Annotated in this window: 25 protein-coding genes, 1 tRNA gene and 1 pseudogene; 19 read left to right on the top strand and 8 right to left on the bottom strand. The window is 72.3% G+C overall.

The window, feature by feature from the left end; translation table 11 throughout:
* Positions 1-63 precede the first annotated feature (63 nt).
* A pseudogene (locus ACFYZQ_RS35060) lies at positions 64-419 on the top strand (ATP-binding protein); the annotation flags it as partial.
* A gap of 54 nt (positions 420-473) precedes the next feature.
* Here the strand turns inward: ACFYZQ_RS35060 and ACFYZQ_RS35055 are convergent.
* Complete coding sequence (locus ACFYZQ_RS35055) at positions 474-1,181, bottom strand: restriction endonuclease (RefSeq protein ID WP_389156855.1); 708 nt, start codon at positions 1,179-1,181, stop codon at positions 474-476.
* Positions 1,182-1,411: 230 nt separating this feature from the next.
* On the opposite strand from ACFYZQ_RS35055, the gene ACFYZQ_RS35050 reads away from it, so the two are divergent.
* The 3 genes from ACFYZQ_RS35050 to ACFYZQ_RS35040 all read left to right on the top strand — a co-directional run bounded on the left by ACFYZQ_RS35050 (position 1,412) and on the right by ACFYZQ_RS35040 (position 7,594).
* The gene (locus ACFYZQ_RS35050; RefSeq protein ID WP_389156853.1) at positions 1,412-1,633 is read left to right on the top strand and encodes a hypothetical protein; all 222 of its coding nucleotides are present in this window, start codon (positions 1,412-1,414) and stop codon (positions 1,631-1,633) included.
* 707 nt (positions 1,634-2,340) lie between these two features.
* Positions 2,341-4,791, top strand: coding sequence for a SpoIIE family protein phosphatase (locus tag ACFYZQ_RS35045; protein ID WP_389156850.1), 2,451 nt, complete (start codon positions 2,341-2,343; stop codon positions 4,789-4,791).
* A 115-nt stretch (positions 4,792-4,906) separates the two neighbouring features.
* Positions 4,907-7,594, top strand: a complete 2,688-nt coding sequence (locus tag ACFYZQ_RS35040; RefSeq protein ID WP_389157039.1) for a SpoIIE family protein phosphatase — start codon at positions 4,907-4,909, stop codon at positions 7,592-7,594.
* A gap of 29 nt (positions 7,595-7,623) precedes the next feature.
* Here the strand turns inward: ACFYZQ_RS35040 and ACFYZQ_RS35035 are convergent, their stop codons facing one another.
* From ACFYZQ_RS35035 to ACFYZQ_RS35020, 4 genes are all read right to left on the bottom strand, one after another.
* Positions 7,624-9,465: a copper resistance CopC/CopD family protein gene (locus tag ACFYZQ_RS35035; RefSeq protein WP_389157036.1), complete on the bottom strand. Its 1,842-nt coding sequence runs from the start codon at positions 9,463-9,465 to the stop codon at positions 7,624-7,626.
* Positions 9,466-9,617: 152 nt separating this feature from the next.
* Positions 9,618-10,133 carry a cupin domain-containing protein gene (locus ACFYZQ_RS35030; RefSeq protein WP_389156847.1) on the bottom strand — a complete coding sequence of 172 codons (516 nt, stop codon included), beginning with the start codon at positions 10,131-10,133 and terminating at the stop codon, positions 9,618-9,620.
* Positions 10,099-10,737 carry a GNAT family N-acetyltransferase gene (locus ACFYZQ_RS35025; RefSeq protein ID WP_389156844.1) on the bottom strand — a complete coding sequence of 213 codons (639 nt, stop codon included), beginning with the start codon at positions 10,735-10,737 and terminating at the stop codon, positions 10,099-10,101. The genes ACFYZQ_RS35030 and ACFYZQ_RS35025 overlap by 35 nt, the downstream gene beginning before the upstream one ends.
* Complete coding sequence (locus ACFYZQ_RS35020; protein ID WP_389156842.1) at positions 10,730-12,829, bottom strand: penicillin acylase family protein; 2,100 nt, start codon at positions 12,827-12,829, stop codon at positions 10,730-10,732. Before ACFYZQ_RS35020 ends, ACFYZQ_RS35025 begins: the two co-directional genes overlap by 8 nt.
* A 117-nt stretch (positions 12,830-12,946) precedes the next feature.
* Here ACFYZQ_RS35020 and ACFYZQ_RS35015 point away from each other — a divergent pair, with 117 nt between their 5' ends.
* The 3 genes from ACFYZQ_RS35015 to ACFYZQ_RS35005 all read left to right on the top strand — a co-directional run bounded on the left by ACFYZQ_RS35015 (position 12,947) and on the right by ACFYZQ_RS35005 (position 15,125).
* Positions 12,947-13,531 (top strand): HhH-GPD-type base excision DNA repair protein, encoded by a 585-nt coding sequence (locus ACFYZQ_RS35015; protein ID WP_389156839.1) that lies wholly within the window; start codon positions 12,947-12,949, stop codon positions 13,529-13,531.
* A gap of 561 nt (positions 13,532-14,092) precedes the next feature.
* A complete protein-coding gene (locus tag ACFYZQ_RS35010; protein WP_003999914.1) occupies positions 14,093-14,389 on the top strand; it encodes a type II toxin-antitoxin system VapB family antitoxin in 297 nt (98 codons plus the stop codon).
* Between the two features lie 100 nt (positions 14,390-14,489).
* The gene (locus ACFYZQ_RS35005) at positions 14,490-15,125 is read left to right on the top strand and encodes a LytR C-terminal domain-containing protein (protein ID WP_389156836.1); all 636 of its coding nucleotides are present in this window, start codon (positions 14,490-14,492) and stop codon (positions 15,123-15,125) included.
* Positions 15,126-15,129: 4 nt separating this feature from the next.
* On the opposite strand, the gene upp is transcribed toward ACFYZQ_RS35005, so the two are convergent.
* Entirely contained in the window at positions 15,130-15,765 is a 636-nt protein-coding gene (gene upp, locus ACFYZQ_RS35000) for a uracil phosphoribosyltransferase (RefSeq protein WP_388802873.1), read from the bottom strand.
* A gap of 124 nt (positions 15,766-15,889) precedes the next feature.
* Here upp and ACFYZQ_RS34995 point away from each other — a divergent pair, with 124 nt between their 5' ends.
* From ACFYZQ_RS34995 to ACFYZQ_RS34955, 9 genes are all read left to right on the top strand, one after another.
* Positions 15,890-16,081: a hypothetical protein gene (locus tag ACFYZQ_RS34995; RefSeq protein WP_389157034.1), complete on the top strand. Its 192-nt coding sequence runs from the start codon at positions 15,890-15,892 to the stop codon at positions 16,079-16,081.
* Between the two features lie 301 nt (positions 16,082-16,382).
* On the top strand, positions 16,383-16,910 hold the full coding sequence (locus tag ACFYZQ_RS34990) for a hypothetical protein (protein ID WP_389157032.1): 528 nt from the start codon (positions 16,383-16,385) through the stop codon (positions 16,908-16,910).
* Between the two features lie 71 nt (positions 16,911-16,981).
* Entirely contained in the window at positions 16,982-17,413 is a 432-nt protein-coding gene (gene tadA, locus ACFYZQ_RS34985; RefSeq protein ID WP_388802867.1) for a tRNA adenosine(34) deaminase TadA, read from the top strand.
* A gap of 68 nt (positions 17,414-17,481) precedes the next feature.
* A tRNA-Ser gene (locus ACFYZQ_RS34980) sits at positions 17,482-17,566 on the top strand.
* Between the two features lie 104 nt (positions 17,567-17,670).
* Positions 17,671-17,850 (top strand): hypothetical protein, encoded by a 180-nt coding sequence (locus ACFYZQ_RS34975; RefSeq protein WP_388802864.1) that lies wholly within the window; start codon positions 17,671-17,673, stop codon positions 17,848-17,850.
* A gap of 21 nt (positions 17,851-17,871) precedes the next feature.
* Positions 17,872-18,165 (top strand): Dabb family protein, encoded by a 294-nt coding sequence (locus ACFYZQ_RS34970; RefSeq protein ID WP_389156833.1) that lies wholly within the window; start codon positions 17,872-17,874, stop codon positions 18,163-18,165.
* 193 nt (positions 18,166-18,358) lie between these two features.
* Positions 18,359-19,180: an RNA polymerase sigma factor SigF gene (locus ACFYZQ_RS34965; protein ID WP_389157029.1), complete on the top strand. Its 822-nt coding sequence runs from the start codon at positions 18,359-18,361 to the stop codon at positions 19,178-19,180.
* A gap of 337 nt (positions 19,181-19,517) precedes the next feature.
* The gene (locus ACFYZQ_RS34960) at positions 19,518-20,444 is read left to right on the top strand and encodes an RNA polymerase sigma factor SigF (RefSeq protein ID WP_389156830.1); all 927 of its coding nucleotides are present in this window, start codon (positions 19,518-19,520) and stop codon (positions 20,442-20,444) included.
* A 257-nt stretch (positions 20,445-20,701) separates the two neighbouring features.
* Positions 20,702-21,337 carry a hypothetical protein gene (locus ACFYZQ_RS34955; RefSeq protein WP_389156827.1) on the top strand — a complete coding sequence of 212 codons (636 nt, stop codon included), beginning with the start codon at positions 20,702-20,704 and terminating at the stop codon, positions 21,335-21,337.
* Between the two features lie 10 nt (positions 21,338-21,347).
* Here the strand turns inward: ACFYZQ_RS34955 and ACFYZQ_RS34950 are convergent, their stop codons facing one another.
* Positions 21,348-21,542: a hypothetical protein gene (locus tag ACFYZQ_RS34950; protein ID WP_389156824.1), complete on the bottom strand. Its 195-nt coding sequence runs from the start codon at positions 21,540-21,542 to the stop codon at positions 21,348-21,350.
* Positions 21,543-21,769: 227 nt separating this feature from the next.
* On the opposite strand from ACFYZQ_RS34950, the gene ACFYZQ_RS34945 reads away from it, so the two are divergent.
* From ACFYZQ_RS34945 to ACFYZQ_RS34935, 3 genes are all read left to right on the top strand, one after another.
* Entirely contained in the window at positions 21,770-22,261 is a 492-nt protein-coding gene (locus ACFYZQ_RS34945) for a MarR family winged helix-turn-helix transcriptional regulator (protein WP_389156822.1), read from the top strand.
* 20 nt (positions 22,262-22,281) lie between these two features.
* Positions 22,282-24,840 carry an MFS transporter gene (locus ACFYZQ_RS34940; RefSeq protein ID WP_389156819.1) on the top strand — a complete coding sequence of 853 codons (2,559 nt, stop codon included), beginning with the start codon at positions 22,282-22,284 and terminating at the stop codon, positions 24,838-24,840.
* A 95-nt stretch (positions 24,841-24,935) separates the two neighbouring features.
* A complete protein-coding gene (locus ACFYZQ_RS34935; RefSeq protein ID WP_389156816.1) occupies positions 24,936-25,757 on the top strand; it encodes a YceI family protein in 822 nt (273 codons plus the stop codon).
* On the opposite strand, the gene ACFYZQ_RS34930 is transcribed toward ACFYZQ_RS34935, so the two are convergent.
* The gene (locus ACFYZQ_RS34930) at positions 25,743-26,447 is read right to left on the bottom strand and encodes a GAF and ANTAR domain-containing protein (protein WP_389156813.1); all 705 of its coding nucleotides are present in this window, start codon (positions 26,445-26,447) and stop codon (positions 25,743-25,745) included. The genes ACFYZQ_RS34935 and ACFYZQ_RS34930 overlap by 15 nt on opposite strands.
* Positions 26,448-26,517 lie beyond the last annotated feature (70 nt).

Here is a 26,517-nt window from a genome sequence, read left to right as displayed (position 1 = left end):
ACGCGCCGCGGGGCGCTCCCCCGCGCGAGCGCAGCGGTTCCCGCGGGCACCTCGAAGGTGGTATCGATGCGGGGAGATCTCACCCTGAGCCGGATCAGGGTGCGGTGGACGAGCTGGCGGGGCCGCGCGATCGAGCCCCTGTCGGCGGGTACTGGACCCGCAGCAACGACGTCGAAATCGACTTGGTGGGCGCCGACCGGCAGCCGGTGGCCAGGCGGTTGCTCTTCCTCGGCTCGGTCAAGTGGCTGGAGAACTCCGTGTTCGACAGCCACGCCCTGGCCGCACTGCAGAAACACCGGGCAGCGATCACCGACGAGCCGGTGCCGCTCGTGGCGGTCTCCCGGGGCGGGATCCGCTGTTCCGGCCTCCAGGCCACGTACGGCCCCGAGGAACTGCTCGACGCCTGGCGCAGGGCGTGAAGGAGGATGCGGCGGAGCGTCCGACCGGGGCCGTCCGGACCGTGCTGGACGCGGTCATCTCCCGTAGGCACGCTTCCAGCGTGCCCGGTGCCGGGAGTCTCCCTGTCCTCTGCCGTTCACCTCGCCGAGGGACAGCAGAGAGGCCCCGTTGTTCCACATGCCGAGGTGATCGCGGTGCACCGCGAGGATGCCGTGCTGCACGGCGAACCTCTCGGAGGGCCGGCTGAAGCGCGTGGTCGTCACGAACACTGCCAGGTCGGCCCCGAAGTGCACCTTGGCACCCAGCAGATCGCGTAACTCGCGACTCGCGATCGTGCTGCTCGGCGCATAGCGCTTGCACTGGATCACCATGGTCCGCCCGTCCGGGAGACGGCCGACGACGTCGGCGCCGTTGTCGTTCGCACCGCCCACCCGCCGCACCTGCGTGCAGCCGTCCCGTCGGCACAGGCTTGCGACCAGGTCCTCGAACTCGGTGCCGGTCATCGCGTCCACCTCGGCGAGAGTCCGGTGGCCGGCCTTCACCGCCTCTTCCTGCCGCCACAGCCGCTCCCGCCCGCGCACGAGCCGGTCCGTACGCCACAGCCACCAGGCCACCGCTCCGAGGCCGCCCAGGACCAGTACGCCCGTGACGTACGGCCACACGGTTGACCAGAACACCACCAGCGGAAGCAGCACGACCAGCACCAGGGCACCGCCGACCGCCGCGGATTCCCACCGCGCCGACCGCCTCCGGGCAGCCGCACCACGTCTACGCCCAGCCACGTACGAAGCCCTCCCCCACAGGTCCGTGTACGGCAGTCTGGGCAGCCCGACGCCGTGGCAGAAGGGCGCGAGTCGGCCATGGCCGGATCGGGGCCATGGCCGGATCGGACCGCCAGGCGGGGCGGGGCGGGCCCGGTCATCGTGAACGACGCGACCGCCTGGACGTCAACGCAATGGATCTGTGCCGACGGCCACAGCCAACGGGGCGCCCCATGGGCTCATACTGAACCATGACAAAGCCTGCTGCACCCAAGCGTCATCTGCCCACCAGCCCCTTCAAGGCCCCGGTCACGCCGGTCCCCAAGCACTTCGCGGTGGGCGACCAGGTCACCCATGACGTGTACGGCCTCGGTCGGGTGGTCGGCGTCGAGGAGGGCATCGCGGCGCTCGTGGACTTCGGCTCGGCGCAGATGCGGATTCTGAGCCCGTACGCCAAGATGACCAAGCTGTAGGACCGCAGTGCCCGGTCACGGCACACCAGGCCCCCTTCGGGGACCTGTACCGAAAGAGGGACTCTCATCGATCTGACGTCGCTGTTCTCCGCCCTGGAAGGGCAACCTGACTGCGCACCGGCGGCATCGCCGCCTCCGGCGACGAACCCCTTCAAGGCCCCTGACTTCGGGGAGGACGAGACCTATCCGACCGACGGCGCGCACGAGCCCGCCTCGGGCATGCGTGCGGCGTCGGCAGCCGCCGGTCGAACGGTGCGGACGCCGGGGACGTAGACGATCCGCTCGCCGCGCACATGGTTCCTCGGCTCCTGTGGAAGACGCGGCGTCGTGAGCCGCAGGACCGCACCGGACGACGGTCCCGTCGCATGCCCGTCCTGTACGGCCCAGGACCTCGGGGACGGTCGCTCCCGGCCGGGTTCGTCCCGGTGCGAGAACGCGTCGCGCCCCGGAGGAGCCTCCGGGGCGCTGTTCCGCGGCAGCCGCTTGTTCATGCCGCGGCGATGCCCTCCATGCCGGCTTCCGGCGAGGGGGGCAGTCCAGTGGCGTTGGGAACCAGAATCGTCCATGAGGCTGAAGTGACGGGGGATCTTCGCCGCCCTGTCAGGGTTTCGTAAGAACCCGTTGTCCGCCGACCGCCGTGGAGCACGGCGTCGGACTGGGTACCCGGGTGTCCGCACAGCGGCAGGGGCGTGACATCCGGAGGCACCGTGGAGGTACGCGCAGCCGAGGACTCGGCGGTCGTCGTCGACGCCGGTGGGGTGGTTCTGGCGTGGAGCGACGCGGCTGAGCGGCTGCTCGGATACGGGGCCGCCGAGGTCGTGGGCCGGCCCGCCGGGGAACTGCTCGCCGGCGAGCTGCCCGGGTCGGCGCGGCGCCGTGTGGCGGACGGGCAGCGGTGGGCCGGTGAGGTGGCACTGCGGCGCCGGGACGGGGACCGTGTCGTGGTGCGGCTGCGGGGGACGCCGCTGGTCGACGCGGGCCCCGGACGGCTCTGGCTCGTGACCGGTGCCGCCCCGGCGGACCTCGCCGCACCGCCGGAGCCGGGGGGCGCGGAGCTGTGGGACCTGACGCTGGCCCAGCTCCCCGTGCCGGTGGCGGTGTACGACCGCCAGGCCCGGCTGGTGGCCGCCAACGAGGTCATGGCCCGCCTGATGGGCAGGTCCGAGGCGGACATGCGGGGCCTGACCCTGTGGGAGATCGAGCCCAGACCGCCGTTCGACGAGTACGACCGCCTCCAGCGAGAGGTCCTGCGCACCGGGAAGACGGTGTTCCACGAGGGGCGCGGCCAGTCCCCCGGTGACACCCGGGAGCGTGCCTGGTCGATGTTCCTGTCGCCGTTGAAGGACGGGACCGGCGCAGTCCGGGGGCTGTCCGCGGCGGTCTTCGACACCACGGAGCAGTACTGGGCCCGCCGCCGGCTCGCGGTCCTCAACGACGCGAGCCTGCGCATCGGCAGCACCCTGGACGTGACCCGGACCGCCGAGGAACTGGCCGACGTGGCCGTCGCCGGCTTCGCGGACTTCGTCACCGTGGACCTGCTGGAGTCCGTCGCGCTGGGCGACGAGCCGGAACAGGTGCTGGCGGGCGAGCCGGTCACCGTGCGCCGCACGGCGCAGAGGTCGGTCCTGGACGGCTGCCCGGAGTCGGTGGTGCCCACGGGCGGGACGTTCCTCTACCCGGTGGGGACGCCGCCGGCGCAGACACTGGCCGGGGGCCGGGGCACACGGCAACGCATGGAGGATCCGGGGATGCGGGAGTGGATCCGGTCCTCCCGGGCCCGGGCGGAGACCGTGTCCAAGTACATGATCCACTCGGTGATGCTGGTGCCGCTGCGGGCCCGTGGGGTGACCCTCGGCCTGGTGCACTTCCTGCGGCACCGCACTCCGGAGTACTTCAGCGCGGACGATCTGCTGCTCGCGGAGGAGATCGTCGCCAGAGCCGCCGTGAGCGTGGACAACGCCCGCCGCTACACCCGTGAACGCCGCACCGCGCTGGCGCTCCAGCGCAGCCTCCTGCCCGAGCGGCCGCCGGGTCTGGCGGCGATGGAGGTGGCCTACCGCTATCTGCCGGCCGGATCCGGCGCGGACGTCGGCGGGGACTGGTTCGACGTGATCCCGCTGTCCGGCGCCCGGGTCGCCCTGGTGGTGGGCGACGTGGTGGGCCACGGCATCCACGCGTCGGCCACGATGGGCCGCCTGCGGACCGCCGTGCGGACCCTCGCGGACGTCGACCTCGCCCCCGACGAACTGCTCACCCAGCTGGACGACCTCGTCATCCGGCTCGACCGGGAGGAGGGCCCGGAGGTACGCGGACGGACCGAGGACGCGTCGGGCGAGGTCGGCGCCACCTGCGTGTATGCCGTGTACGACCCGGTGTCCCGGCGCTGCACCATGGCCCGCGCCGGGCATCCGCCGCCCGCCCTGGTCAACCCCGGCGGAGGCGTACGACTCTTGGACCTCCCCGCGGGACCGCCGCTCGGCCTCGGTGGCCTGCCCTTCGAATCCGTCGAGCTGGAACTGGCGGAGGGCAGCCTGCTCGCCCTCTACACGGACGGCCTGGTCGAGGCCGCCGACCGTGACATCGAGGTCGGGCTCGCCCTGCTCCAGCAGGCGCTCGGCGGTGCGGACGGTCCGCTGGAGGAGACCTGCGACCAGGTGCTGCGCACCGTACTGGCCGACCGCTCCGCCGACGACATCGTGCTGATGCTGGCCCGGACGTCCGCGCTCGACAGCGCGAAGGTGCGCACCTGGCAGTTGCCGCAGGACCCGGCGGCCGTGGCCGGGGCCCGCAAGGTGGCGGGCACCCAGCTGGCCGTCTGGGGGCTGACCGACACGGCGTTCGCGACCGAACTGATCGTGAGCGAGCTGGTGACGAACGCGGTCCGGTACGGCGAACCCCCGATCATGCTGCGCCTCATCCGCGACGCGACGCTGATCTGCGAGGTCTCCGACGGCAGCAGTACCGCGCCGCACCTGCGCCGGGCCCGCGTCTTCGACGAGGGCGGGCGCGGGCTGCTGCTCGTAGCCCAGATCTCCGAACGCTGGGGCAGCCGCCAGACCGCGACCGGCAAGACCATCTGGGCCGAACAGCCGCTGCCCATGGAGTCGTCCCCCGGCCCGGCCGACCCGCCCGGTGAGGCGCGCTCCCCGGTGTTATGAAGGATGCATGAGGGTGTTTTCCGGGCATTCCCGGAGCCCGACGGCACGGGTGGGCGCCGGACGCCCGGGTGAGCGCCGTGTCTCCCTGCTGAACCCGCGCAGTACGGCCGGGCAGATGTTCCTGCTGCAGGTCGTGATCGTGGTGCTGCTGGTGCTGGCCGCGGTGGCGGCCGTGGTGCTGCAGGCGGCGCGGGACGCGGTGCAGCAGGGAAGGCGGGAGTCGGTCGTCGCGGCCGAGTCGTTCGCGAACGCGCCCGGGACGGCGCAGGCGCTGCGCGGCCCGGACCCCTCCGCGGTGCTGCAGCCTCGGGCCGAGCAGGCGCGGAAGCGGGCGGGCGTGGACTTCGTGGTCGTCACCGACACCCGGGGCGTCCGGTACACGTACCCCTACCCGGCGGAGATCGGGAAGAAGTTCGTCGGTGACATCGACTCCGCGCTGCGCGGCCGAACCGTGGTGGAGCAGGCCGGGGGGCCGCCGCTGCCGGCCGGCAAGGGGACGGCCGTGCAGGCGGTGGTACCGGTGACCGATCCGCGGGGCACGGTCGTGGGCGCGGTCTCCGCGGGGATCACGGTCAGGAACGTGGCCCGGCTGTGGATACCCCAGGTACCGATCGCCTTCGGCACCGGAGCGGTCGCACTGCTCCTGGCGGGCATGGGGACGACGCTCGCGTCCCGGCGGCTGCTGCGGCAGACGCGCGGGCTGACGCCCGCGGAGCTCGCCGGGATGTACGAGCACCATGACGCGGTGTTGCACGCGGTGCGGGAAGGCGTGCTGATCAGCGACGCCGAAGGGTGTCTGGTGCTGGCCAACGACGAGGCGGCGCGGCTGCTCGGGCTGGCGGCGGACGCACAGGGGCGTCATGTGGGCGAGCTGGGACTGCCGGAGCGGCTCACGCGGCTGCTGGCGTCGCCGGAGGAGGTCACCGACCAGGTGTGTCTCGTCGGGGACCGGTTGCTGGCGGTGAACAAGCGGCCCACGTTCCCGCGGGACGGCCGCGGCGGCAGCGTGCTGACCCTGCGGGACACCACGGAGCTGGCGGCGGTCTCCGGGCGGGCCGAGGCCGCGCGGGAGCGGCTGAGGCTGCTGTACGAGGCGGGCACGGAGATCGGGACGACGCTGGACGTGGAGCGTACGGCCCGGGAGCTGGCCGAGGTGGCGGTGCCGCGGTTCGCCGACCTGGTCACGGTGGACCTGCTGGACGCGGTGCTGCGCGGGTGGGAGCCGACGGCGGAGGGCTGGCGGCATCTGCGGCGGGCGGCGATCGGCGGCGATCGGCGGATGGTGCCGGTGTATCCGCTGGGCGAGGTGATCCACTTCTCGACCGCGACCCCGCAGATGCGGACGCTGCAGAAGGGCCGGGGCGTGCTGGAGGCGGATCTGCGCGAGGCGCGCGGCTGGCAGGAGCAGGATCCGGAGCGCGCCCGGAAGTCGCTCGAGGGGGGCCTGCGTTCGCTGCTGACCGTGCCGCTGAGGGCGAGGGGCGTGCCGTTGGGCGTGGCGAACTTCTACCGGACGAAGGACTCCCCGGTGTTCGAGCCGGACGACCTGTCCTTCGCGGAGGAGCTGGCCACCCGGGCGGCGGTGGCCATCGACAACGCCCGCAGGTTCGCCCGGGAGCACGCGATGGCGGTGACGCTGCAGCGCAGTCTGCTGCCCCGGGGGCAGCCGGAGCAGGAGGCACTGGACGTGGCCTGGCGGTACCTGCCGGCCGAGGCGGGGGTGGGCGGGGACTGGTTCGACGTCATCCCGCTGCCGGGTGCGCGGGTGGCCCTGGTGATGGGGGACGTCGTCGGGCGCGGGCTGCGCGCGGCGGCGACGATGGGCCGGCTGCGTACGGCGGTGCACAACTTCGCCGCGTTGGACCTTCCGGTGGACGAGGTGCTCGGGAACCTGGACGAGCTGGTCGTACGCATGGACAACGAGGAGGGCGACGGCGCGGACGGCCACGAGGGCGAGGGGGTGTCCGGAGCGACCTGCCTGTACGCGATCTACGACCCGGTGACGGGCACGTGCACGGTGGCCCGGGCCGGTCACCCCGACCCTGTGGTGGTGCGCCCGGACGGCACGGTCGACTGCCCCGGGGTGCCGCCCTCCGCACCGCTCGGCCTGTGCGGCCACCCCTTCGAGACCGCCGAGCTGCGGCTGCCGGAGGGTTCCCAGCTGGTGCTGTACACCAACGGGCTGGTGGAGGACCGCACCCGCGACATCGACGTCGGGCTGGAGAGGCTGCGGGTGGCGCTGGGCGGGGCCGGGGGACGCGCTCCGGAGGAGACCTGCCGGGCGGTGATCGACGCGCTGAAGCCGGCGCACCGCGGCGACGACATCGCGCTGCTGGCGGCGCGTACCCGGCTGATTCCGCCCTCGCGTGTGGCCGAGTGGGAGGTGCCGCCGGACCCGGCGGTGGTGCCCTCGGTGCGGGCGCGCTGCAGGCGGCGGCTGCGGGAGTGGGGGCTGGAGGAGATCGCGTTCACCACGGAGCTGATCCTCAGCGAACTCGTCACGAACGCGATCCGGTACGGCTCCGCGCCCATCGGGGTGCGGCTGCTGTGCGGGCAGTCCCTGATCTGCGAGGTGTCGGACGGCAGCAGCACCTCGCCGCGCCTGCGCCGGGCGGCGACCACGGACGAGGGCGGGCGCGGGCTGTTCCTCGTGGCCAGGCTGGCGCAGCGGTGGGGGACGCGGTACACCACCCGCGGCAAGGTCATCTGGGCGGAGCAGACCCTCCACGACGGCGCACCCGCCGTCCCGGCCCACACACCGGCCGACGTCCTCCTCGAACAGTTCGGCGATCCCGGGATGTGAGCCGGACGGCGTCCCCGTCCGCGGGTCGGCTACCGCGTGATCCGTACGGTCCTCGACGCGCTCACCTGGTCCACCTCCGACACCCGCACCGTCGCCTTCATCGTCCAGGTGCCCGGGATGGGGAGGTTGAGGGAGTCGGTGCCCCAGTAGCCGCCCCGGTTGGTGACCTTGGCGTCGATCGGGCCGATCTTCTGGGCCGGGAGGGTGAAGGAGAGGCGCAGTTCGGGGACGGTGGAGAGGCCGCCGTCGGGGCCGTAGACCACGGCCTCGACGGAGCGCCGGCCCACCCGACCGGAGTCCAGGGTGACCTGGACGTTGCCGCGGGCGCCGGGCTTGCCGAGGTCGAAGGGGATCAACGTGACGGACGCGGTCGGCAGGCCGCTCGCCGATGCCGAACCGTCCGCCGCCGCCTCGGCCTCCGCCCGGGCGGGCAGCGTGCCCGTGAGGACCGTGGTGACCCCCAGCACGACGACGGCGACGGCCACTTCGGCCAGGGCCGAGCGGCGCAGGGCCCGGTGGACGCCGAGCGGCGAGGGCGGGGACACCTGGGGGGACTTCTGGGATGACTCCTGGTCGGGCTCCTCAGTGGATTCCCGGGTGGACTCCCGGCCGGACTCCTGTGCCTCCCCCTGGGGCGGCGCGGACGGTCCCCCGACCGTCTCCGGCACCCGTTCCCGCACGCTCTCGCTCACCTCGACCACCGCCAGCCGTGCCGTCCACTGACGGGAGAAGTTCGCCATCAGCAACAGCACCATCACCGCGGCGAGTTTGACGACCAGGAGGCGGCCGTACGTGGTGTCGCCGAGCGCCCGCAAGGAGCCGAGACCCCGCCAGGACTGGTAGACCCCGGTGACGGCCAGGACGATCACCGAGGCGAAGGCGAGGCGGGAGAAGCGGGTCACCGTGGCGGGCGGCACGGTGACGGACCCGGACCCGGCCGCCCCGCGCAGGGTGGTGAGCAGTGCGGTCAGGCCGCCGAGCCACACCGCCATCGCCAGCAGGTGCAGGACCGACGAGGTGATGGCCACCGGTACCTGGATGCCCGCCGAGGCGTGTTCGGCGGCCGCCCAGGTCAGGGCGAGCCCGACGGCGAGCACGGCGCCGGCCGCGAGGAGGGGCCGGCCGGGCGGGGTGGTCCTGCGGCGCAGGAGCAGCAGGAGGGCGCCCGTGACGAGCAGCAGGGCGAGGCGGGTCAGCAGGAGCAGGCCCGGGCGGCCGGTCGCCGTGCGGGTCAGCGCGGACACGTCGAAGGCGGTCGCCGGTGAGGCGCCCTCCTCGTACGGGGCGCGCAGTACGAAGAGCACGACGGTGGCCGCGACCAGCGTCCACCAGCCGCCCGCGACCGCCTTCCGCAGCGGGGCGAGGTCGGGCGGGCGGCAGACCGCGTCGAACGTCAGCGTGCCGATCAGCAGCGCCGCCGCCATGTACGCCACGTAGCGCCCGATGTTCCAGAGGCTGCCCGTGGCCGGGTCCTCGGTCTCTCCCGTGTCCAGCGGCGCGGTCGTCGCGGAGGGCTTGCCGATGGAGAAGGTGAAGGCGCCGGAGACCGGGTGGCTGTCGGCCGAGACCACCCGCCAGGCGACGGTGAAGGTACCGGTGCCGAGCCGCGCGGGCAGGGTGATCCGGGCGGTGTCGGAGCGCCCCGGGACGTGCTGGGCCTCACCAGTGGAGACCCGGTGGTTGGAGGGGTCGTACACCCGGAAGGAGTCGTCGAGCAGTCCGACGGACTCGGTGAAGGTCAGGGTGACCTGTCTGGGCGCGGACTTGAGGACGGAACCGTCGGCGGGGTCGGTGCTGCGGACCGCGGCGTGCGCCGAGGCGGGGCCGGCTCCGCCGAAGAGGAGCAGAACCAGCATGCTGCCCAGCAGCACCAGCCCTCGAAGTCGCCGCCTTCCGTCCTGCGTGCCACCGCTGCGTGCGTCTGGCCCTCGTACTTCGCCCACGTCACCGCTCCGTCTTCGGACTCGCGTACTTCCCGGTATGTACGCGGCGGAGGGCGGCCGTGCTCACCACCCGGCAGGGTTCATGGACGGCAGAGTTCCGCGATCCGGGCGGCCTCGGCCGGATAACGCGCCGTCAGGTCCGCCGCGGCACCGTGTTCGTAGCCCTCGAAGGTGAATCCGGGTGCCATCGTGCAGCCGAAGAAGGTCCAGGCGCCGCCCGCCGCCACCCGCGCGCCCATCCAGGTGCCCGCGGGCACGGTGAGCTGCGGCTGCTGTCCGGCGAGGACGTCCGGGCCCAGCACGGGGTGGGCGGACGTCCCGTCGGGGGCGAGGAGCAGCAGGTGGAGCGGGTCGCCGAGGTAGAAGTGCCAGATCTCGTCGGTGGGCAGGCGGTGCAGGGCCGAGTAGTCGTCCGCGGTGAGCAGGGCGACGATCGCCGTGCCCTCGGGGCGGCCGTCGGCTCTCCCGGGACCGGCCCAGGTCTGCCGGAAGAGCCCGCCCTCGCGCGGGATCGGCTCCAGGCCGTAGTGGGCGACCAGGAACTCGGCCGTGACCGGGCCGTCAGGCCTGTCCGGCCCGTCGTGTGTCACCGTCATCCCGGCAGGCTACCTCCCGGGTCAGGAAGGCCAGTTGCGCGCGCTTCTCGGGCAGGTGCACGTCGGGGAGGTCGACCTCCGGCAGCACGACCGTCCCGCCCGCCTCGAAGCCCTGCCGGAGGAAGCGGGCGACCGCCTTCTCGTTGCGCACGTCGGGGTCGACCACGATGCGGTGCCGGCCGGGTCCCCGCAGGGCGTACGAGGTGACGGCGGTCAGCAGGTGGGAGGACCAACCGGTGCGCGCGCCGCCGGGACCCGCGGGGGCGAGCAGCAGGTGGATGCCGATGTCGCCGGGCCGGACGTCGTAGGTCTCGCCGACCCGGTCGGCCTCCGGTTCGTACGTCTGCAGCAGCCCGGCCGGTGCGCCGTCCTTGAGGAGCAGGAAGGCGTGGTGGGTGTCGAGCGAGTCCATGTGGGCGTAGATCTCGGCGACCTGGTCCCGGGTCAGGCCGGTCATCCCCCAGAAGACGGCCCGCTCCTCGCTCACCCAGTCGTGGACCACCCCGGCGTCGGCGTGCGGGTCGAGGGGCAGGACGCGGACGGTGCCGAAGCCGTCGATCACCTGCTCGTGGACGGCCGTGCGGGCGGCGTACGGGTCAGACATCGGTCTCCTTCACGAGCCGGTCGAAGTCGGTGACGACGGGGACGAGATCCCCGGCGAGCCACAGCGGGAGCTGGTCGCGGTGGTGGGGCGTGCCGGGCACGCCCGACGCGCCGAACGGGACCACCCACCGGCTGTCCTCCCGCCGGGCCAGGTCCCACACGTACCGGGCGGCGGGGCCGCGGGCGCTTCGGTCGGTGAGGCCGGGCACCGGGGAGGTGCACAGCACGCAGTCGTGGTCCCCGGACAGCCCCGGTTCGTCGTACGACGTCTCCGGCAGCGCCCGCCAGGGGGCGAGGCGGTGGCTGTCGCCCCAGGTGCCGGCCGGCCCGGCCGCGGCGACCTCCTCGACGGCCGCGCGGACGGCGGCGGGGCGGTCGACGCCGTACAGGTTCTCGGCGGTCAGCAGGTGTTCCAGGGCGAAGCCGACGCGCGGGAGCAGGGCGAGCCAGGGGAGGAGGACCTCGGGGTAGGCGGGCGGTTCGGCGAGGGCGGCGAACGCGGGGTGTGCGGCGATCCGGCGTACGACCGCGCCGCGCACGGCCGCGTAGGCCGCCGCTCCGGTGCTGCTCGCGTCCATCCGGCGGTCCCAGGAAAGGAGGCGGTCGCGCAGTTCGGCGGCAGCCGGGGACAGCCCTTCCAGGGCCGCCAGGTGGTCCAGCAGCGGACCCGCCGAGGCCAGGTGGGTGTCCATGTGGAGGGCGGGCATGTCGCTGGGCGACCAGCGGTCCTTCTCCCGCAGCAGGGCGGTGATGCGGTCGGCGCGGTGCGGCGGGGCGAACTCCACGCCGAGCGGGGCCGCGGGGCCGCGCTGGTTGGCCATCACCGCGATGCCGTCGGTGAGCCCGGCGCGGGGCGTCTCGTGCCGTCCGCGCCACTCGTGGCCCGGCTCCCAGGCCGGCACCGGCCGGATCCGGTTGGCCTCCGCCCTGACCGGCACCCGGCCCGCGACCCGGTGCAGGAGACCGCCCTCGGTGTCGGCGGCCAGCACGACGTTCACGGGCTCCGCCCAGGCGTCCAGCGCACGGTCCACGTCGGCGACCCGGCGGGCGCGCAACAGGGGCAGCAGGGCGCTGAAGCCGAGGTCCGCGGTGACCCGGGGCGGGTGGCGGAGGGCGAGGGCGGTGGGCGTCCCGGGGACGCCGGGCGCGCCGGGGGCGGGGTCGGGTCCGTCGAGGCCCTCCGGTCCCCCGGCGATCACCGGCCCGCGCTCCGTCTCGATCACCTCCACCTCGACCGGCTCCTCCCCGGCGATCTCCACGGTCTCGGTGTGCCGGTGGGCGCGGCGCCAGACGCCGTCGGGGCCGAGCGCCTCGACCCCGGCGCCGGTGCGGCGCAGCCGTTCCCGGTAGAGGTCCTGGTAGTCGGCCATCGCGTTGGTGATGGCCCAGGCGACCGTGCCGGTGTGGCCGAAGTGGGCGATGCCGGGGACGCCGGGCACGGCCAGGCCGACGACGTCGAACTCCGGGCAGGAGAGGTGGATCTGCTGGTAGACGCCCGGGTCCTCGATGAAGCGGTGCGGGTCGCCGGCGATGAGGGCGTGGCCGGTCGTGGTCCGCTCGCCGGCGAGCATCCATCCGTTGCTGCCCGAGGTGCCGGGGCCGTCGGTGGCGAACAGGCCGACGGCGCCGGCGCCCAGGTGCCGTACGGCCTGCTCGCGCCAGAGCTTGGCCGGGAAGCCCGCGAAGAGGATGTGGGTGGACAGCCAGACGGCGATCGGGGTCCAGGGCTCCCAGCGGCCGGGGGTGAGGGCGGTACGGGCGAACTCCGGGGCGCCGGTCCGGGCCAGGCCTTCATTCACGCCGTCCGTGTACGCCCTCAGCCAGTCGGCCGTCTCCGGGTCGCGTCCGTCCAGGGCCGCGAAGCAGCGTACGGCCGTGTCGGCGAGGCGGGCCCGCCTGGCGAGGACGTCCCAGGAGAGGGCCGGCGCGCCGAGGAAGGAGGCCGAGGTGCCCTGCGCCCGGTGCCGCTCGACCTCGAGCTGCCAGGCCCGGTCGCCGGCGGTCACGCGGCCCTGGGCACGGGCGAGTTCGCGTGCGCTGCCGGCGCGCAGGTGCGGGATGCCCCAGGCGTCTCGGTAGGTTCCGGTGTCCACCTTGTGCCGCCACCCCTCGATCAACCTTTAGGTTAGCCTTGCCTTACTCTGCCCTGGCGTGATCGTACGCGACGGACGGAGGGGCGCGGGTGTCCGGACCGGAGGATGATCGGGGTCATGGACGTCACCCTGCACCTCGCCCAGGACCCCGAGGCCGACGAGCTCCTCGGGCGGTCCCCGCTCGCCGCGCTGACCGGCATGCTGCTGGACCAGCAAGTCCCGATGGAGTGGGCGTTCAAGGGGCCGTCGACCATCGCCCGGCGGATGGGCTCCGACGACCTCGACGCGCACGACATCGCGGCCCGGGACCCGGAGGCCTTCGCCGCGCTGCTGTCGGAGAAACCGGCCGTGCACCGTTACCCGGGGTCGATGGCCAAGCGGATCCAGCAGCTGTGCCAGTACCTCGTCGAGCACTACGACGGAGACGCCGAGCTCGTCTGGAAGGGCGTCGGCGACGGGCGGGAACTGCTCCGGCGGCTCCAGGACCTGCCCGGGTTCGGCAAACAGAAGGCCCAGATCTTCCTCGCCCTGCTGGGCAAACAGCTCGGCGTGCGGCCCGAGGGCTGGCGCGAGGCCGCCGGCGCCTACGGCGAGCCGAAGTCCTTCCGCTCCGTCGCCGACATCACCGGCCCGGAGTCACTGGCCAAGGTCCGCGCCCACAAACAGGAGATGAAGGCGGCGGCGAAGGCCTCCGGCAAGTAGGCGGGACGACCGGGCCGCCACGTCACCGTCCCCCCGGCCCCGCCCACGCGGGCCCCGGCCACCGCCCCGGAGGCCCCCAGCAAGGCCTCGCCGACCGCCGGCCCCAGGCGTCCCGGGACAGGCGCCGGGCGCGGATCCACCGGACCGGCCGACTCCGACCAACCACCCTCATGCGCCACCCCGAACGGCCAGGCCGAACGGTCCCCGGCCGGCGAGGACGCGTCCCTGCCATGCCGGCGCTGCAGGTGCCGGACTCCCGTACCGCTGCGCCCCGCGCCCCTCCCCGCCCCGGAAGACCGGCCCGTCGCCCCGTACGGCGCAAGGAACACCTGCACGCCCAGGGCCCGGACCGCTGACCCACCGGCGGAGGCGGGCGCCGGGGCCGCCGGGAGGGCCCGCCGTGCCGCGCGCACTCCCGCGAGCCGATCCTCGGTCCACAGCCTGTGCACAACGATTCGCGAGCCGCCCACGACGGGTATGACCCGTATACGGTGTCTTTTCCAACGCCGCGCTGTGTCGCCTGGGCTGCGCCCGGAACGTCGGGACCGGTAGGCTTTCCGTGTGATCTTCAAGCGCATCGGAAACGGCCGGCCGTACCCCGACCACGGCCGGGAAAGCACCCGGCAGTGGGCGGACGTCGCGCCGCGCCCGGTCCGCCTCGATCAGCTCGTGACGACCAAGGGCCAGCTCGACCTGGAAACCCTTCTCGCCGAGGACTCGACCTTCTACGGCGATCTCTTCGCGCACGTCGTGAAGTGGCAGGGCGACCTGTACCTGGAGGACGGCCTGCACCGCGCGGTCCGCGCCGCACTCCAGCAGCGTCAGGTCCTGCACGCGCGCGTGCTCGAGCTCGACTGAATCGGCCGACGCACCGCGAATTGCCCCTTTCGGGTTCTGCTGACCGGCGTCGAATGATCATCTAGTAGGAATCGTCGCCCGGGCGCACTACGCTGCGCTCATGAGCATGCTGACTCCCCCCGGCATGGGCGGCCAGTACCGGATCACGGGGGGCAAGTACCCGCGGATGCGCCCTCCCCGCAGGCGCGGCAGGCTCGCCTTCATGGCCGTGGCCGGCGTCGCCGCACTGGGGGTCGCCGGCTGGGGCACCCTGCAGCTCATCGACGTGTTCACCGGCGGCGGGAAGTCCGAAACGGTCGGCGCCAAGAAAGACTGCACGACCAAGGCGAGCCCCGCCGCGCACACGAAGCCGCTGCCCGCGCCCGGGAAGATCACGGTCAACGTCTACAACGCCACGGCCCGCACCGGCCTGGCCAAGGCGACCGCGGACGAGTTGAAGAAGCGCGGGTTCCGCATCGGTGACGTGGGCAACGCGTCCAAGCAGTACGACAAGAAGGTGAAGGGCCCCGGCGTGATCCTCGGCCCCGCGTCGGCCCTGAACACCTCGCTGCCCGTCGTCGCCGCGCAGCTCACCGGCACCGAGCAGCACACCGACGCCGCACGCAAGGGCGACGCCGTCGATCTGATCATCGGCGACGGCTTCAAGAACCTCAGCAAGCGGGCGGACGCCGACAAGGCCGTCGCCGAGCTGTCCGCGCCCGCGCCGGCGTCCACCGTGAAGAAGAAGGACTGCTGACGGCCTACTCGGCCGCCCCGTACAGCCGGTCGCCCGCGTCTCCCAGGCCCGGGACGATGTAGCCGTGCTCGTTGAGGCGCTCGTCGACGGCCGCCGTGACGACGGTCACCGGGGTGCCCGCCAGCTCGCGCTCCATCACCTCGACGCCCTCCGGCGCGGCCAGCAGCACCACGGCCGTCACGTCGTCGGCGCCGCGCCTGATCAGCTCCTGGATCGCCGCGACCAGCGTGCCGCCGGTGGCCAGCATCGGGTCCAGGACGTACACCTGACGGCCGGAGAGGTCCTCCGGCATGCGGGTGGCGTACGTGGACGCCTGGAGCGTCTCCTCGTTGCGGATCATGCCCAGGAAGCCCACCTCGGCGGTCGGCAGCAGCCGCATCATGCCGTCCAGCATGCCGAGACCGGCCCGCAGGATGGGTACGACGAGCGGACGCGGACGGGCGAGTTTGACGCCGGTGGTCGTGGCTACCGGGGTCTCGATGTCGACCGCTTCGGTGCGCACGTCCCGCGTGGCCTCGTAGGCGAGCAGGGTGACCAGTTCGTCGGCCAGCCGGCGGAAGGTCGGGGAGTCGGTGCGGCGGTCGCGCAGGGTGGTGAGCTTGTGGGCGACCAGGGGGTGGTCGACGACGTGGAGACGCATGCCCATAACAGTAACCGCGCCACACCACCGCTCGCTCTGGCATCAAACCACCCCTCCGGGGGAAAGTGGAGGGACGGACTGGGGTGGTGTGACTGTGTCTGACCTGCCAGAGAACCAATCCGACATACCCGAGGACACCTCCGTGAACGACACGCACACGGCGCAACCGGAGACGGACGCCGAGCGCCGGCGCCGCCGGGCGCGGTTCCTGCGCGAGCTCGCCGAGGCCCGGGAGCTGCGCGACCGGGTCCAGCCCCGCCGGGCCAAGGTGGCCAGACTCCGCCACGCCATGCGCATGCGGACGTTCCGCTGGTAGGAAGATCCGCCTTTCCTGGGGTGTTCCCGGTAATGCCGTGCGTGGACGACGGGAAAAGCCGCGTACGATCCGCACGTGGCGGCAACGAGTGCGCTGGTGACTGAGTCATGGACGCGCGGATGCCCGTATGCGTCCATGCGATCAAAACTGCCGGACACAGGGAGCGGAAGACGTCCCCTGAACGCCTTGTTTCTGCCACGATTCCGAGTGGGTGGGGCTCGGAGCCAGAGCTCTCTCCGCCCAACAGCCTCCGCCGGGGGGACCCCCAACCGGCACGCCTATGACCAGTGGGAGAGTCACGGTGTACTTCGCCGCACTGCTCGCGCGCACCGAAGACGGGTGGGAAGCGAGCGACACAGAGCTCGACGACGTGGAAACCCTGTCGGATCTGGCCGACCTGGCCAGGGAAGCCAACCCCGACGATGACACGGTGCTCGTGCTGATCGAGCAGGAGGACGCCTGGTTCGGCGTCGTCCGCGTGGACGGCGAGGAGGACCCTCGCATCTACGTCTCGGATGCCGCCGCCGCCGCCCGCAGCGCGTACGGCGAGCTGCTGCTCACCGACGAGCTGCTCGGCCGGGAGCCCGGCTCCGACGGCCCCGACCTGGACGCGCTGGACCTCGACGGCACCGAGGACGGCGAGTCCGACGACGATGACGAGGACGGCTCCTCCGCCGACTCGGTGCCGCACAGCCCGGTGGGCGACAGCGAGATCCTCGACGACCTGGGCATCGGCGAGAAGGAGCTGCGCGCCCTGGACGCGGACGACGCGCTGGGCACCATCGCCGAGGCCCTGGGCGCCTCGGAGGTGCTGGAGACCGTCCGCTGACCGCCCCGGACCCGGACGAGGCACCCCGGGGCAGGACACCGGACCCGGTACGCGACCGCTGGCGGGCCGCCATGCGGCTCGCCCTGGACGAAGCCCGAACGGCCGTCCGGGGCGGGGACGTTCCCGTCGGCGCCGTCGTGCTGTCCAGGGACGGTACGACGGTGCTCGCGACCGGGCACAACGAGCGCGAGGCCACCGGCGACCCGACGGCCCACGCCGAGGTGCTGGCGCTGCGGCGGGCCGCGGCGAAACTCGGGGAATGGCGGCTGGCCGGCTGCACGCTCGTGGTCACGCTGGAGCCCTGCACCATGTGCGCGGGCGCGCTCGTGCAGGCCCGCGTGGACCGGGTGGTGTACGGCGCCCGTGACGAGAAGGCGGGCGCGGCCGGTTCGCTCTGGGACCTGGTCCGCGACCGGCGGCTCAATCACCGCCCCGAGGTCGTCGAGGGCGTACTGGCCGAGGACTGCGCCCGGCTCCTCACCGACTTTTTCCGGGAGCGCTGAAGCCCGGATATTCAGGGGGCCCGGAAAGGATTTCGGGGCACGGCCCACCTTGCTGTAAGGTCTCCCTCGGTAGCGTGTCCGAGCGGCCGAAGGAGCTCGCCTCGAAAGCGAGTGTGGCGCAAGTCACCGAGGGTTCAAATCCCTCCGCTACCGCTTTGAAAGGGCCCCGTCCGTTGGACGGGGCCCTTTGTGCGATTATCAACAGCGCTCAGCGCGGTCAGCAGCGCTCGGCACAGTCAGCGACAGGGGAGGCCGCGGTGGCGGTGAACGCCAAGAAGATCACCGTGTACGTGCTCGTGGTCTTCGCTCTGTACGTGATCATCACAGACCCGGCAAAGGCCGCCGACTACGTCCAGATAGGCTTCCAGGGCATATCGGACGCAGCGAAGGCCATCGGCGACTTCATGACCTGGGTCGCCGATGGGGCGAAGAACTAACTGGGGAAAGAGCTGGAGCCCATGATCCGCCACCTGGTCCTGTTCAAGCTCCACGAAGGCGTCGGGCGCGACGATCCGCGGGTCGTCGCGGGCGAGGCGGCCTTCCGCGCCCTGGACGGCAGGATCGCCGAGATCCGCCACTGGGAGCTGGGCTGGAACACCAGCGACCGGCCCATCGCCTACGACTTCGCCATCAACTCCGCCTTCGACGACGCGGAGGCGCTGCGCCGCTATGTGGAGCACCCGGATCACCAGGCGGGTGTCGGCCTGTGGCGGGAGTTCGCCACATGGGTGATCGCCGACTACGAGTTCTGAGCCCAGGGACCCTGCCCCTTCAGCCCTCCGCCGGTACGGCGGGGGGCTGCGCCGCTTCTGGCCGCACTGCTTCTTGCGGGTGGTTTTTGCCCCAACTTGTCCTCAACACGGGGTTATGCGGTGCTTGCACACAGTGCACATGTCTTGTGATGCTATGACCGCCTTTTGACGGAGGACCGATGAAGAGGTGGCGTTGACCGTGTCGGCCAGTACTGCGCCGCCCCAGGAGGAGGCACCCGCTCCGGAGAAGCGCCGCGGCGCCGACACTCGCGCGCTCACCCAGGTGCTCTTCACCCAGCTCAAGGAGCTGACGCCGGGGAGCCCGGAGCACACCCGGGTCCGCGGGGCGCTGATCGAGGCGAACCTGCCCCTCGTGCGGTACGCGGCCGCCCGCTTCCGCTCCCGCAACGAGCCCATGGAGGACGTCGTCCAGGTCGGCACCATCGGCCTGATCAACGCCATCGACCGCTTCGATCCCGACCGGGGCGTGCAGTTCCCGACCTTCGCGATGCCCACGGTCGTCGGCGAGATCAAACGATACTTCCGGGACAACGTCCGCACCGTCCACGTACCGCGCCGGCTGCACGAGCTGTGGGTTCAGGTCAACAGCGCCACGGAGGACCTGACCACGGCCCTGGGACGCACCCCCACCACCGCCGAGATCGCCGAGCGGCTGCGCATCAGCGAGGAGGAGGTGCTCTCCTGCATCGAGGCCGGCCGCTCCTACCACGCGACCTCGCTGGAGGCCGCGCAGGAGGGCGACGGGCTGCCGGGACTGCTCGACCGCATCGGCTACGAGGACCCGGCTCTGGACGGGGTCGAACACCGCGATCTCGTACGCCACCTACTGGTCCAGCTCCCCGAGAGAGAACAGCGAATTCTGCTCCTGCGCTACTACAGCAATCTCACCCAGTCACAGATCAGCGCGGAACTCGGCGTCTCCCAGATGCACGTGTCCCGCCTCCTCGCACGCAGCTTCCAGCGACTGCGTTCCGCCAACCGGATCGAGGCATAAGCCGAGGCACGAGGGGCGCAGGGGGCGCACCGGAGTGCGCACGGGATCACGTGGGGTATCACGGATAAGACTCGCAAGCAGGATCGAGTCATAACCGGCGCGAGCGAATCACTCACCGGGGAACTTCCCGACAGTTGTGCCTCGAAATACCGTCAGACCCCTTTTTTCCAGGGCCGATTCGCTTCCTGTGTGTCGACATGTCACTACAGCGTGTTGCCGACATGTGACATTCTGCGGGAAGCGCGTTTGCCGCGGCTTCGGCTCCGGTATTCAGGTGAGGGCTGCGTTCCTTCGTCCGAGCGCAGCCGCGACCGTCCCGCGACCCAAAGGGGGTGGCATGTCCGCAGAACAGGGCAGCTCGAAGGTGCTCACGCCCACCATGAGCGAGGCAGCACCCAAGGAACTCGATGTGCTCGACGTGATCGACGACGTCACGCCCCTCGAGTCCGCGCAGGCCCCGGCCATCCCGGCCGCCGACACCCCGGCCCTGCCGGCCTCGGCGGACATCGACACCCGCACGCTGTCCCGCTCCCTGTTCCTGCGGCTCGCCGCGCTCGACGAGAACAGCCCCGAGCGCGCCTACGTCCGGGACACGCTGATCGAACTCAACCTCCCCCTCGTTCGGTACGCGGCGGCCCGCTTCCGCAGCCGCAACGAACCGATGGAGGACATCGTCCAGGTCGGCACCATCGGCCTGATCAAGGCGATCGACCGCTTCGACTGCGAGCGGGGCGTGGAGTTCCCGACCTTCGCGATGCCCACGGTCGTGGGTGAGATCAAGCGGTTCTTCCGCGACACCTCCTGGTCGGTCCGCGTCCCGCGCCGCCTCCAGGAGCTGCGGCTGGCCCTCACCAAGGCCAGCGACGAGCTCTCCCAGAAGCTGGACCGCTCCCCGACGGTGACCGAACTCGCCGCCGTCCTGGGCGTGTCCGAGGAAGACGTGGTGGACGGCCTGGCGGTCGGCAACGCCTACACGGCCTCCTCGCTGGACTCCCCCGCCCCCGAGGACGACGGCGGCGAGGGCTCCCTGGCCGACCGGCTCGGTTACGAGGACAGCGCCCTGGAGGGCGTGGAGTACCGGGAGTCCCTGAAGCCGCTGCTGGCCAAGCTCCCGCCCCGGGAGCGGCGGATCATCATGCTGCGCTTCTTCGCCAACATGACCCAGTCCCAGATCGGCGAGGAGGTCGGCATCTCCCAGATGCACGTCTCCCGGCTGCTGACCCGCACCCTGGCACAGCTGAGGGACGGTCTGATCTCGGACTGATCGCGGGGGCCGACCGCGCGGACCGACCGCGCGGACCGACCGCAACCCTTCCCGTCTGACGGGTCGTCAGCCAGTATGGCGTGATGCTTCGAGCGACGGGAGCGACAGGTCCTACAGGATCGACAGAACCGCCAGGCCCGACTCATGGCCGCCGGTGCGCCGTCGTCACGGCAGCGTCGGCGGCCGTCGTCTGCCTCGGTGCGGTCCTGACCGCGTGCGGAAGCGGCGGTGGCGAGGGTTACGCCGCGGTCGGCCCGGTGGGCGGCACGCCGGGCACGTCGGCCACGGCGACGGGCCCCACGGACGCGGTGACACTGGTGCCGCTCGACGGCACCGCGAGAGGTGGCGGCAGGACCGCGGGCCGGAACGGCGGCAGTCCTTCGGGGAGCGGCGCTCCCTCGGCGAGCGACGCCGCGCCGGGTGGCCACAACGAGCGGTCCCTGTCCGGACAGGGACCCGGCCCCGCTTCACCCGGCGCCGACGCGACCCCCGAGTCCCGTGGGCGTACGGCCCCGAAGCCGTCCGCTCCCGCATCCGGACCGTCCTCCTCGGCGCCGGAGCCGCCCTCCTCCACGCCCGCCCCCGGCCCCGCCGCCCTCACCTGGGGCGAACCCGCCCGTGCGCCCACGGACAGACGCTGGTGCGAGGACGTGACCGTGGACTTCCGCAACTCGGGCGGCACGGCCGTGCGTTCGGGCACGGTGAACTTCGGGACGCACATCGTCGACGCGCTCGGCACCGACTGGGCGACCGTCGGGTCGGCCGAGGACCTGCCGACGCCGATCGGTGCCGGGGCACACAAGGAGCACACCTGGACGGTGTGCGTCGACGCCTGGAGGGTGCCCCTCGGCATGCACGTCGAGACGCGCGACGTGGACGTGAAGTGGAAGTAGCCGCGAGCGACTACATGAGCGCGAGCCAGGCCACCGCCGCCACGACGACGATCGCCGCGACGACGCCGACGATCAGACCGACGCGGGGGCCGGACGAGGTGGCCGCCTGCTGCCGCCCCTGGGGGGCCTCGTCGACGAACGCGCGGAACATCTGGGTGCTGCCTGCGGGGTCGTAGTTGCCCTGGGGGCCCTGGGTGTTAGCCATGGCCCGAGACACTAGCGAATCGCGGGGGGCGGCCCAAGTGGGGGGCCGGGTGGGGTCCGGTTGGGGACCGGTTGGGTGGCCATGCACCCGGAAGCCATGCCCACCTGCGTGTTTACTGACGCAATACTTGCCTTTGCCAACTTTTTGTCCACTCGGCCCCGCTCATGTTTGCCTGCAGCAACCAATCAGATCTATGGTTGCCACAAGCAACGAATACGGGAGGTGTGATGGCGCAGCAGACGCAGTTCGAAGAGCTGGCGCGTCAGCTCAGCGCCTTCGGCGCCGTGAAACGGGACCTGGGACGGATCCTGCCGCCCGACTGCCCGGCCGGTTCCGCCGGCGTGCTGACGCTGCTCGGCCGGCATGGGGACATGCGCATGAGCAAGCTCGCCGAGCTGCTGGCCGTGGACATGTCGGTCACCAGCCGGCACGTGACGCACGTCGCCGAGCGGGGCTGGATCGAGCGGGCACCCGACCCTGCGGACAAGCGCTCGCGCATCCTGCGCCTCACCCCGGCGGGCGAGGACAAGGTCTGCGAGCTGTCCCGGCGCAGCAGCGAGCTGCTGGCCGAGCGGCTGAGCGACTGGACCGACGAGGAGGTGGGCCAGCTGATCGGGCTCATGACCCGGCTCAGGGCGAGCTTCGGCGACTGCCGGACCCCCCACAGACCTCCGGCCACCTCCCCCGTACTCGAGACAACCACCCGTACACCCGCATAAGACGTAGGAAAAGGAAGCCCATGGCAACGACCACACCAGCCGGTGTGCGGGCTCACGCCAAGCACGGCGGAGGCGCAGGCGCCGACGCCCCGATGACGCACCGGCAGATCATGGAGGCGATCTCCGGGCTGCTGCTCGGCATGTTCGTGGCGATCCTGTCGTCCACGATCGTCACCAACGCCCTGCCGCACATCATCAGCGACCTCGGCGGCGGCCAGTCCGCCTACACCTGGGTCGTCACCGCCGCCCTGCTGTCGATGACCGCCGCCACTCCCCTGTGGGGCAAGCTCGCCGACCTGTACAGCAAGAAGGCGCTCGTCCAGATAGCCCTGGTCATCTATGTGCTGGGCTCGGCCGCCGCCGGCCTGTCGCAGAACCCGGGCATGCTGATCGCCTGCCGTGTCGTGCAGGGCATCGGCGTCGGCGGTCTGTCCGCCCTGGCCCAGATCGTCATGGCGGCGATGATCTCCCCGCGTGAGCGCGGCCGTTACTCCGGCTACCTCGGCGCCACCTTCGCCATCGCCACCGTGGGCGGCCCGCTGCTCGGCGGTGTCATCACCGACACCTCGTGGCTGGGCTGGCGCTGGTGCTTCTACGTCGGCGTGCCCTTCGCCGTCATCGCGCTGATCGTGCTGCAGAAGACGCTGCACCTGCCCGTGGTGAAGCGGGACGTGAAGGTCGACTGGGGTGGGGCGTTCTTCATCTCCGCCGCCGTCTCCCTGCTGCTGGTCTGGGTCACCTTCGCCGGTGACAAGTACGACTGGCTGTCGTGGCAGACGTACGCGATGGTCGGCGGCTCGATCGTGCTCGGCGCGCTGTTCGTGCTCGTCGAGTCCAAGGCGAGCGAGCCGATCATCCCGCTGCGCCTGTTCAAGAACAGCACGATCACGCTGGCGTCGCTCGCCTCGCTGTTCGTCGGTGTCGCGATGTTCACCGGCACGGTGTTCTTCAGCCAGTACTTCCAGCTCGCCCGCGACAAGTCCCCGACGATGTCCGGCGTCATGACCATCCCGATGATCGGCGGTCTGTTCGTCTCCTCGACCGTCTCGGGTCAGTTCATCACCCGCACCGGCCGCTGGAAGGCCTGGCTGGTCAGCGGTGGCGTCCTGGTGACGGCCGGCCTGTGCCTGCTGGGCGGCATCCGCTACGACACCGACTACTGGAAGATGGCCATCTTCATGGCGCTGCTGGGTCTCGGCATCGGCATGATGATGCAGAACCTGGTGCTCGCCACGCAGAACCAGGTGGCTCCGTCCGACCTCGGCTCGGCCAGCTCCACGGTCACCTTCTTCCGCTCCCTCGGCGGTGCGGTCGGCGTCTCCGCCCTCGGCGCGGTGATGTCGCACCGGATCACGCACTACGTCCAGGACGGCGTCTCCGCCCTGAGCCCCAAGTACCAGGCCGCCCTGGCCGGCGGATCGGGCTCCACCGACAGCATCCCGGACATGGACAAGCTGCCGGCGCCCATCCGGACGCTGCTGGAGAGCGCCTACGGCCACGGCATCGCCGACGTCTTCTTCATCGCCGGCGGCCTCGCGGCCGTCGCCTTCCTGATCACCCTGTTCATCAAGGAGGTCCCGTTGAAGACGAAGGGCGCGCTGGCGCAGGCCGCCGAGACCGAGGCCGCGCCGGTCGCCCCCGCCGCCGCCCCGGCCGTCGCGGAGGCCCAGGCCCCCGCCGCCGAGGTCTCCGAGCCCGTCGCGGAGCAGCGGGTGCCCAGCTGGGCCGACGCCGGCTCCACCACCGAGGCCGGTCCCGAGGGCACCCAGCGCCTCGCCGCCGTCGCCACGGTGGCCGCGCCCCAGCAGTCCGCGTCCGGCGGCACCCCGCTGCACGGCTTCGTCCGCGGCGCCGAGAGCGCCCCGGTCCCGCAGGCCGCCGTCACCCTGATCTCGCTCTCCGGCCGCCAGCTGGGCCGCTCGGTCGCGCGGGCCGACGGCTCCTACACGCTGAGCGCCCCGGGCGCGGGCTCCTACGTCCTGATCGCCTCCGCCGACGGCTACCAGCCGCAGGCGTCCACCGTGGTGGTGGGCGAGGAGCCGGTGTCGTACGACATCCTGCTCAGCGGCACCAGCGGGCTGAGCGGTGTGGTCCGGGCGGCCGGGAGCGCGCAGCCGGTCAAGGACGCCATGGTGATCGTCACCGATGTGCGCGGCGATCTGCTGGCCACCGGCAACACCGGTGAGCAGGGCGACTTCTCCTTCACCGAACTGGTGCCGGGCGTGGTGACCGTCGCGGTCAACGCCGCCGGGTTCCGGCCGCGGGCCCTGCCCGTAGAGATCGGCGCCACCGGCGTCACCCGGCTCGAGGTCGACCTGGACGCCGGTGCCCAGCTCCAGGGTGTCGTACGGGCCCCGCACGGCCCGCTGGCCGACGCCCGCGTGACCCTGGTGGACGCGGCGGGCAACGTGGTCGGCACGGCCACCACCGGGGAGGACGGGGCGTACGCCTTCGCCGACCTGGACAGCGGCGAGTACACCGTCATCGCGACGGGCTACCCGCCGGCCGCCACGGCCCTGACGCTGTCCGGCAGCGGAGTCGACGACCACGACATCGAACTCGCCCACCCCGGCGAGTAGTCCACGGCCGGCCCGGGGCAGCCCCCGCTGCCCCGGGCCGGCTTCCATGTGCGCGATTTATAGCGCTTTTCAAGGCTTTTCAGGGAGTTACTGGGATGGGACTGACCGCGAGGATCCGTACCCGCGACGGTTGGGCCGTGTCGCACGCGGTCGTCACGGTGACCGACATGACGGGCACGCAGGTGCTGCGCGCCGAGGCGGACGCCGAGGGCGCGGTACGGGACACCACCGAGCTGGCGCCGGGAGCGTACACGGTGATCGTCACGGCCGTCGGGTACGCGCCCGCCGCCGCGAGCGCCCTCGTCACCGCCAGCGGGCGGGCCGAGGTCGGGACGGTGACACTGGCCCGGCAGGGCGGCACCGAACTGCCCCCGCCCGGACCGTGGACCATCGACCCGGCGCACTCCTCGGTGGCCGCCGTCGCCCAGCACCTGGGCATCTCCAGTGTGCACGGCCGGTTCACCGACTTCTCCGGCACGATCGAGATCGCCCCCGACGACGTCACCAAGTCCCGTGTCCAGGCGGTCATCAGGGCCGCCTCCGTCGACACCGGCAACGGCACGCGCGACACCCATCTGCGCTCCGCCGACTTCCTGGACGTCGAGCGGCACCCCGAGATCACGTATCACTCGACGGGCCTGACGGCCACCGGATCCGACCGCTGGACCGTGCACGGCGAGCTGGCGATGCACGGGATCGTCCGCCCCGTCGACCTCGACCTGGCCTACCTCGGCACCGGCGCCGACCCCTGGGGCGGCACCCGCGCGGCCTTCCGGGCGACGGCTCAGCTGCACCGCGAGGACTTCGCGATGAACTACAACCAGGTCCTGCAGGCAGGCATCGCGGCCATCGGCACGACGCTGAAGGTGGAGCTGGACATCCAGGCCGTACAGGGCGAGTCGCTACCGCTCGGCTGAGCGCGGCGGGCTGCCGCCGACCCGGGTCACCAGGTCGGTGCACAGATCGCGGAGCTTGACGTTGCGGTCCTGGGATGCGCGGCGCAGCCGCTCCAGGGCCCTCTGGGCGTCGACCCGCTCACGGGCCATCAGGATGCCGATCGCCTGGTCGATGACGCTGCGGGAGAGCAGGGCGACGCGCACGTCGGCGGCGGACTGCTGCTCCCGCTCGATGTGCAGGGCCACGTTCACCGTGTCCGCGGCCCGCTCCGCGAAGCGCCGGGCCTGCTCGTGGCCGGACTCCAACGCGCCCGGCTCGGCGGCGTAGAGGTTGAGGGCCGCGCCCGTCTCCCCCTCGACGTCCAGCGGCAGCGCCAGCACACTGCGGACACCGACGGAGAGCGCGTACGTCCGGTACGCCGGCCAGCGCGTCTCCCGCGCCAGGTCCGGCGCGTACTGTTCCTCCTCGGTGCCGGCCGCGTCCACGCACGGGCCCGAGCCGTTCTCGTACTGCCTCTGGTCCAGCCCGCCGGGCATGCCGCCGCTGCCCGCCAGGGTGAGCAGCCGGTCGGCGCGGCGCACGGTGATGCTGCACGCCACCGCGCCGGGCACCTCGTGCACGGCACGGTCGGCCAGATCGCGCAGCAGCGTGTCGAGACCACCGCTGCGCGCCATCGCCCGGTCCAGCGTGTCAGGGGTCTCAGGTCTCATGAGCTACCGGATATCCCGTCATCGGCCGCTGAAGCAGGGTGTGGGCCCCTTCACGCCCTTCTCTTGACCG

Origin of the sequence: Streptomyces sp. NPDC001843 (assembly GCF_042891955.1) — a bacterium.
GTDB lineage: Bacteria > Actinomycetota > Actinomycetes > Streptomycetales > Streptomycetaceae > Streptomyces.
The sequence above is the reverse complement of the archived record's forward strand: the minus strand, read 5'-3'. Positions and strand labels throughout refer to the sequence as shown.